Source organism: Burkholderia sp. WTPI3 (genome assembly GCF_021483755.1).
Taxonomy (GTDB): Bacteria; Pseudomonadota; Gammaproteobacteria; order Burkholderiales; family Burkholderiaceae; genus Burkholderia.
Genome location: NZ_JAGIXF010000006.1, coordinates 43,334 through 56,663, shown reverse-complemented (window position 1 = coordinate 56,663; position 13,330 = coordinate 43,334). Strand labels below are relative to the sequence as shown.

Genomic DNA, 13,330 nt, shown 5'->3' with positions numbered 1-13,330 from the left:
CTCCAGTATTGGATCGGAAGGAATGCAGGTCGAATCAGCGGTTGACGGATCGGGGCACCCGGAACACGAGCAGCGCGCCGACCGTGATCGCGACGGAGATGAAGATCAGCCCGGCGGTGGACTTGCCGGTCAGGTCGTTCAACCAGCCGACGATCGCCGGCGAAAAGAAGCCCGCGAGGTTGGCGACGCAGTTGACCGCGGCGATGCCCGCCGCCGCCGACATGCCGCCCAGCAGCGCCGTCGGCAGCGACCAGAACTGCGACGACGCCGCGAGAATGCCGGCGGACGCAATGCTCAGGCACACGATCGACGCGCCGACGCTGCCCAGTATCGGCAACGTCGCGAAGCCCGCCGCCGCGATCAGCATCGGCACCGCGAGATGGAAGCGGCGCTCGCGACGACGATCCGCGCTCATGCCGATCAGCGGCAATGCAACGATCGCGCACGCATACGGAATCGCGGTGAACAGTCCGACCCACAGCGGATCGGCGACGCCGGCCTTGCGAATGATCGTGGGCAGCCAGAACGTGAGGCCGTACTGCCCGAGCACGACGCAGAAGTAGATCGCGGCCATCAGCCACAGCCGGCGATCGGCGACGAACGCGCGGATCGACAGGTGGGCGGTCGTGTGCGCGGCATCGGCCGACACGTTGCGTGCCAGCAAGGCCTTTTCGGCATCGGTCAGCCATTTCGCGCGGTCGATGCCATCGTCGAGATACAGCAGGATCGCAAAACCCAGCACGCACGACGGCAGCGCTTCGAGCAGGAACAGCCACTTCCAGCCGGCCATCGACATCGCGCCGTGCAGCGAATGCATGATCGCGCCGGATAGCGGGCCGCCGACGATCCCCGCGAGCGGAATCGCCATGAAGAACAGCGACAGCGCCTTCGCGCGACGCGCCGACGGGAACCAGTACGTGAGATACAGGATCACGCCCGGCGCAAAGCCCGCTTCGGCGACGCCGAGCAGAAACCGCAGCACGTAGAACGCGGTGGGCGACTTCACGAACACGAAGCTCGCGGAAATCACGGCCCAGGTCAGCATGATGCGCGCGAGCCAGCGGCGCGCACCGACGCGATGCAGGATCAGATTGCTTGGCACTTCGAACAGAAAGTAGCCGAGAAAGAAAATGCCTGCGCCCACGCCATACACCGTCTCGCTGAAGCGCAGGTCGTTGAGCATCTGCAGTTTCGCGAACCCGACGTTGACCCGGTCGAGATACGCGCCCAGGTAGCACAACATCAGGAACGGGATCAGCCGGCGCGCCACCTTCGCATACGTGGCCGCCTCGAACGTCGACGCATCGTCCCGTTGCAGCATCTCGCCCTGAACGGGCGGTGCGGGGTACTTTGCTCTCATCTTTGTCTCCTGCCATGGCCCCGGGTTGTCCCGGGTGCGTGATGGGCGGCGCCGCGCGTGTCGCGGCGCCGTTCTCAGTGGATCAGCATGCCGCCGTTGACGTCGAGCGTGACGCCCGTCAGGTAGCTCGACAGGTCGCTCAGCAGGAACAGGCACGCGTTGGCGACATCGGCGGCATCGCCGAGCCGGCCGAGCGGAATGCCCTTGACGATGTCCTCGCGCATCGCGGGCGTCAGCTTGTCGCCCGTGATGTCGGTCTGGATCAGGCCCGGCGTGATCGAATTGACGCGGATATGGTCGGCGCCGAATTCGCGCGCCATCGCCTTCGCGAGACCCAGCACGCCGGCCTTCGCGGCGCTGTAGTGCGGCCCGCCGAAGATGCCGCCGCCGCGCTGCGCGGACACCGACGACATGCAGACAATGCTGCCGCCGCGCTGCTCCTGCATCGCCGGCAGCACCGCCTGCGACATGTACAGCGTGCCGCGCAGGTTCACGTCGACAATCGCGTCGAAGTCGCGCCCGGAAATCTCCATCGTCCGCACCGGCTGCGTGATGCCGGCGTTGTTCACGAGGCCGTCGATGCGGCCGAAGCACTCGAGCGTCGCGCGGGCAGCCGCCTCGCACGCGTCGCGGTCGGTCACGTCGCATGCCAGGCCAAGGTGGCCCGGGCCGAGGTCCGCCGCGGCGGCCTGCGCGTCTTCGCGGCGAAGGTCGAGGATCGCCACGCGCGCGCCCTGCGCGGCCAGTGCGCGGGCCGTGGCCTTGCCGATACCGCGCGGCGACGCGGCGCCGGTCACGATGATGGTCTTGTGGTCGAGCAACATCGTTTGTCTCCTGTGTTGATGTGTGTGCAGAGTGTCGGCTTGCCCGACACCCGCATCAACGCGGAAACGCTCAGCCATAGCTGAGAAAATTTCAGATGTCGCCGCGCGCCCCGTCGCGGCGTGCTGCAGCGCAATATCGCCTGCAGAGCGGACGCGCGACGCTCAGCTCGCCCGCCCGTGCGCCGCGACCTCGCGCTCGATCCACGAGAGGAAGCGCTTCACGCGCGGCAGCTCCGCGTTCTGCCGCGGATACACGAGATGATGCGCGCCGACTTCGACCGCGTGGGTCGCGTCGAACACCGGCACCAGCAGCCCTTCCCGGATCTTCACCGACGCAAGCATCAGGCTTTCGAGCGCAATGCCGAGACCCAGCGCGGCGGTTTCGAGCGACATGTACGAGCGGTCGAATGAAAAATCGAAGGTTTTCTGCGTGGCGAGCGACACGCCGGTCCTGCCGAACCACTGCTTCCATTGCACCAGCGGCGTTTCGGAATAGATCAGCCGGTGCGCGAGCAGGTCCTCCGGCGCGTTCACCGGATGCCGTTCCAGGTATCGCGGCGAAGCGAGCGGCGCGATGAACTCGCCGCGCACCGTTTTGACCTCGAGATTGTCCCAGTTGCCGTAACCGTGACGCACATCGATATCGTAGAAGCCGTTCGAGAACGACACGTTTTCGTACGAGCACGCCAGGTTCAGCTGGATATCGCCGTTCGCCTCCTGAAACGACGACAGCCGCGGCAGCAGCCACATCAGCCCGAAGCTCGGGCTCGAATGCACGCGCAGGATATCGACCTCCGTGCGACTCGACGCGCGCTCGGTGGCGCGGCTCAGATCGGCCAGCGAGCCGGTGACGTCCGCCAGGTAGCGTTCCCCGGTGGGCGTGAGGACGAGGCCGCGCCCCGAGCGCTGGAACAACGGCTGACCGATCTGCGATTCGAGGTTGCTGAGCTGGTGGCTCACGGCGGACGCGGTCAGGCCGAGCTCTTCCGCCGCGCGGTTGACGCTTTTGGTTCGGGCCACGCTTTCGAATGCGATGATTGCCTTGAGCGGTGGGATGCGCATGCTGGAATCCGTTGAAGAGAGCGGTTCGTCCGACAGGCCGGCGGCGGTATCGAAGCATCGACCGGGCCGCGGCATCCCGGTCGATCAGGGGTCAATTCTAGAGCGCCGGCCGGCTCCGGCCGCGCGTCCCCGCGGATCGACACGCGGTTTTCGCGCGATCCCGTCGCGGACAACCTTCGCGGTGATGCCGAACGACTGACGGCCGCCGCGTCATTGTCCGGAGCGAAGACTTCGCATCACAGCACCGGCAACACCGCCCGAATGTGCTCGGCAAACGCGACCGTCAGATGCGACGGCCGCTTCCGGTCGAACTTAAGCGTGATCCCCACCGCCGGCAACGGCGGCAACCCGCGGTCGCCGGCGAGAATCGCCAGATCCGCGGGCACGGCCGTCTGCGTCATCACCGCGAACGCCTGCCCGGAACGCACCAGCGCGGTCAGCCCCGCAAGGCTGCTGCTCGCATACGCGACGCGGTAATCGCGCCCCGCTCGATCCAGCGCCTCGCAAGCCGCGATGTGATCGAGCGTATCGGGATCGGACAGCGCGAGCGGCAACGGGTCGAACTGCGCGGCATCCAGGCCCGGATAACCGATCCAGACCAGTTGCTCGCGACGAATGAAGTCATCGTCCGAATCGTCGTCCGGCAACGAGATCATCGCCAGATCGACCGCCCGCTTGTCCAGTTGCTCGAGCAAGCGCGGCGTCGGCCCGCACACGACTTCGACGATCGCCTGCGGATGCTGGTTCGAGAACTGCCGCAACAGCGTCGGCAGGAACACAGCCGCGTAATCGTCCGGGCAGCCGAAACGGATGCTGCCCGACAGCCCCGTGCCGCACAGGTCGGCCATCGCCTCGTCGTGCTGCCGCAGGATACGCTGCGCATGCGCGAGCAGCCGCTCGCCGGGATGCGTCAGCAGTACGCCGCGGCCGGTGCGCTGGAACAGCGGCTGATCGACGACCTCCTCGAGCCGCCGCATCTGCTGGCTCAGCGCGGACTGCGTGCGGCCGACCCGCGCCGCCGCGCGGCTGAGCGAGCGCACCTCGGCGATCACGACGAACGAGCGCAGCAGGTCGATTTCGAGCGAGCGCCCCAAGGTATTAGCTCCTTTTCTACCTTGCATAAGAACTATTCGTTTCCATCAAACCAGACCGGCGCCTAGACTGCAAGCGACCCCTGCCCTTGCCCTTGCCGGAGAAGCCCGATGTCCCTGAACGACGACGCAACCTTCTGGCGCAACGCCAGACAGCACCTGATCCGCTACGGCGGCACATTCGAGCCGATGATCATCGAGCGTGCGCAAGGCAGCTTCATCTACGACGCGGACGGCCGCGCGATCCTCGACTTCACGTCGGGCCAGATGAGCGCGGTGCTCGGGCACAGCCACCCGGAGATCGTCTCCGTGATCGGCGAATACGCCGGCAAGCTCGACCACCTGTTCAGCGGAATGCTGTCGCGTCCGGTCGTCGATCTCGCGACGCGCCTGGCCGACATCACGCCGCCGGGGCTCGACCGCGCGCTGCTGCTGAGCACCGGCGCGGAATCGAACGAAGCGGCGATCCGGATGGCGAAGCTCGTCACCGGCAAGTACGAGATCGTCGGCTTCGCGCAGTCGTGGCACGGGATGACGGGCGCCGCGGCGTCCGCCACGTACAGCGCCGGGCGCAAAGGCGTCGGCCCGGCCGCCGTCGGCTCGTTCGCGATTCCGGCGCCGTTCACGTACCGGCCGCGCTTCGAGCACAACGGCACGTACGACCCTCTCGCCGAGCTCGACTATGCGTTCGACCTGATCGACCGCCAGTCGAGCGGCAACCTCGCCGCGTTCATCGCGGAGCCGATCCTCAGCTCGGGCGGCATCATCGAATTGCCGGAAGGCTACATGGCGGCGCTCAAGCGCAAGTGCGAAGCGCGCGGGATGCTGCTGATCCTCGACGAAGCGCAGACGGGCGTCGGCCGGACCGGCACGATGTTCGCGTGCCAGCGCGACGGCGTGACGCCCGACATCCTCACGCTGTCGAAGACGCTCGGCGCCGGGCTGCCGCTCGCGGCCGTCGTCACGTCCGCGCAGATCGAGGAACGCGCGCACGAGCTCGGCTACCTGTTCTATACGACGCACGTATCGGATCCGCTGCCCGCCGCGGTCGGCCTGCGCGTGCTCGACGTGGTGCAGCGCGACGGCCTCGTCCGGCGCGCGAACGTGATGGGCGAACGGCTGCGGCGCGGCCTGCTCGACCTGATGGAGCGCTTCGACTGCATCGGCGACGTGCGCGGGCGCGGCTTGCTGCTCGGCGTCGAGATCGTCAAGGATCGCCGGACGAAGGAACCGGCGGACGGCCTCGGCGCGAAGATCACGCGCGAATGCATGAACCTCGGGCTCAGCATGAACATCGTGCAGTTGCCCGGCATGGGCGGCGTGTTCCGCATCGCGCCGCCGCTGACCGTCAGCGAGGCCGAGATCGACCTCGGCCTGTCGCTGCTGGAACAGGCGATCGCGCGCACACGCTAGCCGCGCGGTCCCGTCGCTGCCATACCGGTTTAGCGCGATCTGCGTACACTACCGGGCAGGCAACGACGGCGAACGAGGCAAGCGATGACAACCGCTGTGAACGGAACCGGCACGACCGACCACTGGCTCGTCGCGCGGCGCGACGCGGAAACGGGTATCGAAAGCCTGCACGCGCATTTCAACGGCCACGCGTACGATGCGCACGATCACGACGACATGCTCGTCGGCTTCACCGAACAAGGCGTGCAACGCTTCCAGTGCCACCGGTCGCTGCATACGAGCGTGCCGGGCCGCGCGATCCTGATCGAGCCCGGCGCGATGCACGACGGCCACGCGCCCGAAGCCGGCGGCTTCACCTACGGCATGCTGTACCTGCCGCAAGCCTGGGTCGCGCGCGCCGCGCACCGTCTGGACCTGCCGGGGCTCGGCGCTGTCGAAGCCACCTTCGGCCATACGCTCGTCGACGACAGCAGCCTCGTCGAGGCGATCCGGAACGCCTTTTTTGCAATCCACGACAACGAAGGCCGGCTCGCACGCGACCAGACACTGGATCGCCTGCTGATGCGGCTCGGCGGCGAACTGCGCGGCCCGCTCGCGCCGGAAAGCGGCGTCGTGCCGCCCGCGATCGCGCGCGTGCGCGATCTGCTGCATGAGCACATGGACGGCAACATCGGCCTCGACGAACTCGCCGGCGTCGCCGGCATCGACCGGTTCCGGCTGACGCGCATGTTCCAGCGTGCATTCGGCACATCGCCGCACGCCTACCTGGTGCGCCTGCGGCTGCGCGCCGCGCGCCGGTTGCTCGCGGCCGGCCGTACCCCCGCCCAGGCAGCCGCGGATGTCGGTTTCGCCGACCAGAGCCATCTGGGCCGCTGGTTCCGCCGCGCTTACCGGATCACGCCGGCCGCGTACCGGCAGCTCTGCACAAACGTTCCAGACTGATCTCGCACGGTATTCGATCATGAGCGCTTCAACGAGGAGCACTCATGTTCGATACGAAAGTGGCATTGATCGTGCGCGACGATCTCGCGGCGTGGCAGAAACTCAATGTGGTCGCGTTTCTCGCGACGGGCGTCGCGGCCGGTGCGCCCGAAGCGCTCGGCGAGCCTTACGAGGATGCGGCAGGCCGCCGCTACAGCCGGATGCTCGGCCAGCCGATGCTGGTGTTCTCGGCCGACTTGAACGGGTTGCAGGCCGCGCACCGCCAGGCGCTGTCGCGCGAACTCACGATCGTGCCCTACGTGCGCGCGATGTTTTCGACCGGGCACGATGCAGCCAACCGCGAAGCGTTTCGCGCCGAAGATGCGGCGAATCCCGACCTGGTCGGCCTGGCGTTGCACGGACCGAAGAAGGCCGTGGACAAGGCGGTGAAAGGATTGGCGCTGCACGCGTGAGGCTCGGGCGACGCCGCCGCTTCGAGTCAGCTGTGAGCGAGCACGTTGACGAGCTTGCCGAACGGATCGCGGACGTAGAAACGCCGCACGCCCCACGGTTCGTCGGCCGGGCCGTATTCGACGGGAATGCCGGCTGCACGCACACGTTCCAGCGCTTCATCAACGTCGTCGACCTCGATCGAAAGGTCGGGGGTCGGCGTACCCGATCCGCCCTCCGATGCGAAGCTGATCTGCACGTCCATCTGCTCGGCATTGCCGTAAGTCGCGATCCAGCCGTGGTCCATCAGCAGGTCGAGGCCGAAGATCCGTTGGTAAAAACGCCTGGCGTCGTCGACGGACTGCGTGTCGACGTTCGCGACGATGCGTTTGACTTTCATGGGATTCCTCTCGAATGCGAATGCGATTTGACGGGAATGGCTACCTACTTTATGGCAAGTCGGGCAGTGCTTCACCGGGTTCGGCCCAATTTGCCGCGATCGGAGCCAAATCGGCTACATCACTCCTGTCGGCCGCCGGCCCGTTGCAGGCCGGCGGCTTCCCGCCTCAACCGCCGAGATAGGCCTGCTTGATCCGGTCGTTCGCGAGCAGGTTCGCGCCCGTGTCGGCCAGTACCACGCGCCCCGTTTCGAGCACGTAACCGCGATCGGCCACACCCAGCGCCTTGTTCGCGTTCTGCTCGACCAGGAACACCGTGACGCCCTCGTCGCGAATCGCACGGATGATGTCGAAGATCTGCGCGATCACGAGCGGCGCGAGGCCGAGCGTCGGCTCGTCGAGCAGCAGCAAGCGCGGCTTGCTCATCAGCGCACGGCCGATCGCCAGCATCTGCTGCTCGCCGCCCGACATCGTGCCGGCCCGCTGCGTCGCGCGCTCCTTCAGCCGCGGAAACAGCTTGAACACATGCTCGATGCCGTCGTCGATCTCGTGACGGCTCGCGAAGAAGCCGCCCATCTTCAGGTTCTCGAGCACCGTCAGGCTCGGGAACACGCGCCGCCCTTCCGGCGAGATTGCCATCCCCTGCCGCATGATCTGGTGCGTCGACATCCCGGTGATGTCGTTGCCCTCGAACAGCACGCGGCCCGACGAGGCGCGCGGCGTGCCGCACACGGTCATCATCAGCGTCGTCTTGCCGGCGCCGTTGCTGCCGATCAGCGTGACGATCTCGCCCTTGTTCACCTCGATCGACACGCCCGCGAGCGCCTCCACCGCGCCGTAGTGCGTATGGACCTGTTCCAGCTTCAGCATCACTCTTCCCCCAGATACGCCTTGATCACGCGCGGGTCGTTGCGGACCGCTTCCGGCGTGCCGATCACGATCGGCCGGCCGTGCTCCATCACGAGGATGCGGTCCGACACGCCCATCACGAGGCTCATGTCGTGTTCGATCAGCAGCACCGATACGCCGAATTCACGGCGCAGCTTGTCGATCAGGTGCTGCAGTTCGATCTTTTCCTGCGGGTTGAGGCCGGCCGCCGGCTCGTCGAGCATCAAGAGGCGCGGCTCGGTGATCATGCAGCGCGCGATCTCCAGGCGCCGCTGGTGCCCGTACGACAGCGTGCCGGCCGGCCGGTTGGCGACCGCCTTCAGCCCCATCCGGTCGAGCCATACCGCCGCGCGTTCGAGCGCCTCCTTCTCCGCGTGACGATATGCGGGCGTCGCGAACAGGCCATGCAGCAGCCCCGACTTCACCTTGCGATGTTGCGCGACGAGCAGGTTCTCGACGACGGTGAGCGACTTGAACAGGCGGATGTTCTGGAACGTGCGCACCAGGCCCTTCAACGCGATCTTGTGGCTCGGCAGCCCGCCAATCGCGTGGCCGTCGAGCACGACGTCGCCGCCGGTCGGCTTGTAGAAGCCGCCGACGCAGTTGAACACCGTGGTCTTGCCCGCGCCGTTCGGCCCGATGATCGCAAACACCTCGTTGCGGCGCACATCGAAATCGATGCCGTCCACCGCGAGCAACCCGCCGAAGCGCATCTGCAGCCCGGCGACCTTCAACAGTTCTGCATTCGCGCTCATTGCGGCAACTCCACGTGGGGACGGCTCGCGGGCAGCAGGCCCTGCGGACGCCACATCATCATCAGCACCATCACCAGACCGAAGATCAGCATCCGGTACTCGGCGAACCCGCGCGCGACTTCCGGCAACACGGTCAGCAGGATCGCCGCGAGAATCACGCCGAGCTGCGAGCCCATCCCGCCGAGCACGACGATCGCGAGAATCAGCGCCGATTCGATGAAGGTGAACGATTCAGGATTCACGAGGCCCTGACGCGCCGCGAAGAACGCGCCGCCGATGCCCGCGAACGCCGCGCCGAGCGTGAACGCCGACAGCTTGATGCGCGTCGGGTTCAGGCCGAGCGAACGGCACGCGATCTCGTCGTCGCGCAGCGCTTCCCACGCGCGCCCCATCGGCATGCGGATCAGGCGGCTCGTCACGAACAGCGTGAAGCCGACCAGCAGCAGCGCGATCAGGTACAGGAAGATCACCATGTGCTCGCCGCTGTACTCCAGCCCGATCAGTTCATGGAAGGTCTTCGCGCCTTCGACGCTCGCCGTGCGCGCCATCTCGAAGCCGAACACCGTCGGCTTCGGAATGCTCGAGATGCCGTCCGGACCGCCCGTCAGGTCGGTCAGGTTGTTTGCGAGCAAGCGGATGATTTCGCCGAAGCCGAGCGTGACGATCGCCAGATAGTCGCCGCGCAAGCGCAGCACCGGGAAGCCGAGCAGGAAGCCGAACGTCGCCGCCGCGATCGCCGCGAGCGGCAGGCACTCCCAGAACGACAGCCCGAAATACTGGTTCAGCATCGCGTACGTATAGCCGCCGACCGCGTAGAACCCGACATAGCCGAGATCCAGCAGCCCCGCGAAACCGACCACGATGTTCAGCCCCAGACCGAGGATCACGTAGATCAGCGCGAGCGTCGCGACGTCCACTGCACCGCGCGAGCCGAAGAACGGCCACACCAGCCCGACCGCGAGGAGCACCCAGATGATCGCGCGCTGCTGCCGCGCGCCCATCGCGGGCGCTGCCGGCAGCTTCACGGCCGCTTTGGCGCGCATGAGCCACGGCTTGAACAACTGGAACAGGAACACGCCCGCGACCGCGATCCACACCGGTCGCCAGTGCGGCGTCAGCACGACCTGGTAGCCGTCGAGCTTCAGTTGCAGCCCGAGCACGGGGATCGTGAGGATCGCCGTCAGGATCGCGGCGGCCACGGCATTCTTCAGCGCCTGGCCGAACGAAGCGTCGGCGGCCGGGCGGCGAACGGAAATGACTGTACTCATCTGCGTCTCCGTCAAACCTTTTCGATGTCCGACTTGCCGAGCAGGCCGGTCGGGCGGAAGAGCAGGATCAGCACGAGCAGGCCGAACGCGACGACGTCCTTGTACTCGGCCGGCATGTAGCCTGCGGCGAAGGTTTCGGCAAGGCCCAGCAGCACGCCGCCGAGCATCGCGCCCGGGATGCTGCCGATCCCGCCTAGCACCGCGGCGGTGAACGCCTTGATGCCTGCGACGAAGCCGATATACGGGTTCAGCTTGCCGATCGTCAGCCCGATCAGCACGCCGCCGACGGCCGCCAGCATCGCGCCGAGCACGAACGTGAACGAGATCACGCGGTTCGTGTCGATGCCGAGCAGGTTCGCCATCTTCATGTCCTCCGCGCACGCGCGGCACGCCCGGCCCATCCGCGAATGCGAGATGAACAGCGTGAGCGCGATCATCAGCACGAGCGTCACGCAGACGATCAGGAGACGCGCATACGGGATCGTCACGTCGAAGTCGCCGCCGAGATGGATGTCGAACGCGCCGGAGATCAGGATCGGCACGGACACGTCGCGCGCACCCTGGCCGATCTGCACGTAGTTCTGCAGGAAGATCGACATGCCGATCGCGGAGATCAGCGGCACGAGGCGCGGGCCGCCGCGCAGCGGGCGATACGCGACGCGCTCGACCGCGAAGCCGTACAGCCCCGTGACGATCACCGACACGATCAGTGCGGCGCCGAGCACGAGCGGCAGCGGATAACCGGCGGAGATGCCGATGGCCGTGAGGGTTACGAGGCCCACGTACGCGCCGATCATGTAGATCTCGCCATGGGCGAAGTTGATCATGCCGATGATGCCGTAGACCATCGAATAGCCGATGGCGATCAACGCATAGATCGCACCCAGCGTCAGGCCGTTGACCAGCTGCTGGGCGAATTGCGGAAAGAAGTCAGTCATGTGCGGGAAGCTCCCGTTGGCGCTGTGTCGCATGCCGTCGCCGGATCACGGCGGTCGGCCGCGCGCAACGCACGGTGTCGTCTCGGGCCGCCCCTTGGCCGCGCAACGGCCAAATGCGCACGCGCCCTGCCCGGGTGACGGGCAGAGCGGGTGCGCGGGGGCGGGTACTCCGTATTACTTGGCGGCGGTCTTCGTCGCGTCCTTGTGCCACGTGTAGACGACGAACTTGAACGCCTTCAGGTCGCCCTGTGCGTCATACGCGACCTTGCCGATCGGCGTGTCGAACGTCGTCTTGTGCATGTACGCGGCGACCTTCGTCGGGTCCGTCGTCTTCGCTCCCGCGATCGAGTCGGCGATGATCTTCACCGCTGCGTACGCCGGCATCTGGAACGGGCCGTTCGGATCGCGCTTCTTGTCCGCGAACGCCTTCACCAGCGCCGCGTTGGCCGGATCGGCCGAGAAGTCGGCCGGCAGCGTGACCAGCATGCCTTCCGAAGCCGGGCCGGCGATGGCCGTCACGTCCTTGTTGCCCACGCCTTCAGGCCCCATGAACGTGGCCTTCACGCCCTGCTCGCGCGCCTGGCGCATCAGAAGGCCCATTTCCGGGTGGTAGCCGCCGAAGTAGACGAAATCGACACCTTGCGACTTCAGCTTCGTGATGATCGCCGAGTAGTCCGAATCGCCGGCGTTGATGCCTTCGAACAGCACGACCGGGATCTTCGCGGCTTCGAGGTCCTTCTTCACCGACGTCGCGATGCCCTGGCCGTACGACTGCTTGTCGTGCAGGACCGCAACCTTCTTCGGCTTCACGTGGTTGATGATGTATTGCGCGGCAGCCGGGCCTTGCTGGTCGTCACGGCCGATCGTGCGGAAGATGAAGTGGCGCTTCTTGCCTTCGGTCAGCTGCGGCGCGGTGGCCGACGGCGTGACCATCACGATGCCTTCGTTTTCGTAGATGTCGGACGCGGGAATCGTCGAACCCGAGCACACGTGGCCAATCACGTACTTGATCTTCTGGCTGACGATCTTGTTGGCGACGGCGACGGCCTGCTTCGGCTCGCATGCGTCGTCCATCATTACCACTTCGAACTTGTTGCCGCCCGCGCCGCCTGCGGCGTTGATCTGCTCGATCGCGGTCAGCGCGCCGGCCTTCACCATGTCGCCATACTGGGCGACCGAGCCGCTCATCGGGCCAGCGATGGCGATCTTCACGGTGTCCGCTTGCGCGGCGGCGGCGCCCGCGGCGAACAGCACGGCGGCGACGGAAATGGACGTAAGACGGGACAGCGTCATCAGGAGCTCCTCGATGTTGTTAGTCATACGGGCAAAGGCGGCATGACTTGCGCAATCGAACAGCACCCGGGGCGAGGACATGGGACACGCCCGAGACACATAGAAGACGGAACTCCGGCGGAATGTTGCGTAGCGGGGCCCGGCTCTTGCAGTCCCCGAAGGGGACGTCTGGTTCGGAAAGACATCGTGATGCGTCTTGCATTGCGCAAGCGTTTCGCCTGCCCCGCTTGCCAACCGCTTGATCGGAGGGATGGTCCGACAGCCGTTGGCAAGGCAGCCGAAATTATATGGGCGTTTTTTAATCGTCTGTCAAAAATGCCGCCCTTCTTGGGGAAAACACGGAGAAACTTGCCGATTCCCGGGTGGCTACTCGGTAGCAACCTGATCGTGGCACCATCGTTTGCGGACGGGTGCAATTGGGTTGCGATTCGGGTGGGTTGGTGAGGTTCAGGCTTGCCGGGATTGGGTTTTGGGGATTCGGTGGTTCGTGGGAGGCTGCTTTTTGATTGTTTGGGGTCCGATCGTTGAAAATTATTCGACTGATGATTGTTGGGGCGTGCACCGACTCGGGGCGGTAGTCCACGGGCGTCAATCATTCTGATTGCTAACGCGCGGCGTCACACAGAAAGCTTTTTGTGATTTTTATGAAATAATCCGGGCTCGCTTCTG

General features: G+C 66.1%; 13 protein-coding genes. 3 read left to right on the top strand and 10 right to left on the bottom strand.

Features of this window, described 5'->3' with window-relative positions:
• Nucleotides 1-34: 34 nt before the first annotated feature.
• The 4 genes from J7024_RS05370 to J7024_RS05355 all read right to left on the bottom strand — a co-directional run bounded on the left by J7024_RS05370 (nucleotide 35) and on the right by J7024_RS05355 (nucleotide 4,367).
• Entirely contained in the window at nucleotides 35-1,360 is a 1,326-nt protein-coding gene (locus J7024_RS05370; protein ID WP_175750808.1) for an MFS transporter, read from the bottom strand.
• A gap of 74 nt (nucleotides 1,361-1,434) precedes the next feature.
• Nucleotides 1,435-2,184 (bottom strand): SDR family NAD(P)-dependent oxidoreductase, encoded by a 750-nt coding sequence (locus J7024_RS05365; protein ID WP_234744846.1) that lies wholly within the window; start codon nucleotides 2,182-2,184, stop codon nucleotides 1,435-1,437.
• Nucleotides 2,185-2,346: 162 nt separating this feature from the next.
• The gene (locus J7024_RS05360; RefSeq protein ID WP_124826993.1) at nucleotides 2,347-3,246 is read right to left on the bottom strand and encodes a LysR substrate-binding domain-containing protein; all 900 of its coding nucleotides are present in this window, start codon (nucleotides 3,244-3,246) and stop codon (nucleotides 2,347-2,349) included.
• Nucleotides 3,247-3,482: 236 nt separating this feature from the next.
• Nucleotides 3,483-4,367 carry a LysR family transcriptional regulator gene (locus J7024_RS05355; protein WP_175750807.1) on the bottom strand — a complete coding sequence of 295 codons (885 nt, stop codon included), beginning with the start codon at nucleotides 4,365-4,367 and terminating at the stop codon, nucleotides 3,483-3,485.
• Between the two features lie 81 nt (nucleotides 4,368-4,448).
• On the opposite strand from J7024_RS05355, the gene J7024_RS05350 reads away from it, so the two are divergent.
• The 3 genes from J7024_RS05350 (at nucleotide 4,449) to J7024_RS05340 (ending at nucleotide 7,144) form a co-directional block, all read left to right on the top strand.
• Nucleotides 4,449-5,750, top strand: coding sequence for an aspartate aminotransferase family protein (locus J7024_RS05350; protein WP_124826991.1), 1,302 nt, complete (start codon nucleotides 4,449-4,451; stop codon nucleotides 5,748-5,750).
• Between the two features lie 84 nt (nucleotides 5,751-5,834).
• Nucleotides 5,835-6,692, top strand: coding sequence for an AraC family transcriptional regulator (locus J7024_RS05345; RefSeq protein ID WP_124826990.1), 858 nt, complete (start codon nucleotides 5,835-5,837; stop codon nucleotides 6,690-6,692).
• A 44-nt stretch (nucleotides 6,693-6,736) separates the two neighbouring features.
• Entirely contained in the window at nucleotides 6,737-7,144 is a 408-nt protein-coding gene (locus J7024_RS05340; protein WP_175769972.1) for a DUF2000 domain-containing protein, read from the top strand.
• A 26-nt stretch (nucleotides 7,145-7,170) separates the two neighbouring features.
• Here J7024_RS05340 and J7024_RS05335 read toward each other — a convergent pair whose 3' ends face one another.
• From J7024_RS05335 to J7024_RS05310, 6 genes are all read right to left on the bottom strand, one after another.
• Nucleotides 7,171-7,521, bottom strand: coding sequence for a VOC family protein (locus tag J7024_RS05335; protein ID WP_124826988.1), 351 nt, complete (start codon nucleotides 7,519-7,521; stop codon nucleotides 7,171-7,173).
• A gap of 166 nt (nucleotides 7,522-7,687) precedes the next feature.
• Nucleotides 7,688-8,389: an ABC transporter ATP-binding protein gene (locus J7024_RS05330; RefSeq protein ID WP_096501694.1), complete on the bottom strand. Its 702-nt coding sequence runs from the start codon at nucleotides 8,387-8,389 to the stop codon at nucleotides 7,688-7,690.
• Nucleotides 8,389-9,162 (bottom strand): high-affinity branched-chain amino acid ABC transporter ATP-binding protein LivG, encoded by a 774-nt coding sequence (livG, locus tag J7024_RS05325; protein ID WP_124826987.1) that lies wholly within the window; start codon nucleotides 9,160-9,162, stop codon nucleotides 8,389-8,391. Before livG ends, J7024_RS05330 begins: the two co-directional genes overlap by 1 nt.
• Nucleotides 9,159-10,430 carry a high-affinity branched-chain amino acid ABC transporter permease LivM gene (locus tag J7024_RS05320; RefSeq protein WP_124826986.1) on the bottom strand — a complete coding sequence of 424 codons (1,272 nt, stop codon included), beginning with the start codon at nucleotides 10,428-10,430 and terminating at the stop codon, nucleotides 9,159-9,161. The genes livG and J7024_RS05320 overlap by 4 nt, the downstream gene beginning before the upstream one ends.
• 11 nt (nucleotides 10,431-10,441) lie before the next feature.
• The gene (gene livH, locus J7024_RS05315) at nucleotides 10,442-11,368 is read right to left on the bottom strand and encodes a high-affinity branched-chain amino acid ABC transporter permease LivH (RefSeq protein ID WP_124826985.1); all 927 of its coding nucleotides are present in this window, start codon (nucleotides 11,366-11,368) and stop codon (nucleotides 10,442-10,444) included.
• Between the two features lie 174 nt (nucleotides 11,369-11,542).
• Complete coding sequence (locus tag J7024_RS05310; protein WP_124826984.1) at nucleotides 11,543-12,661, bottom strand: branched-chain amino acid ABC transporter substrate-binding protein; 1,119 nt, start codon at nucleotides 12,659-12,661, stop codon at nucleotides 11,543-11,545.
• Nucleotides 12,662-13,330: the final 669 nt, after the last annotated feature.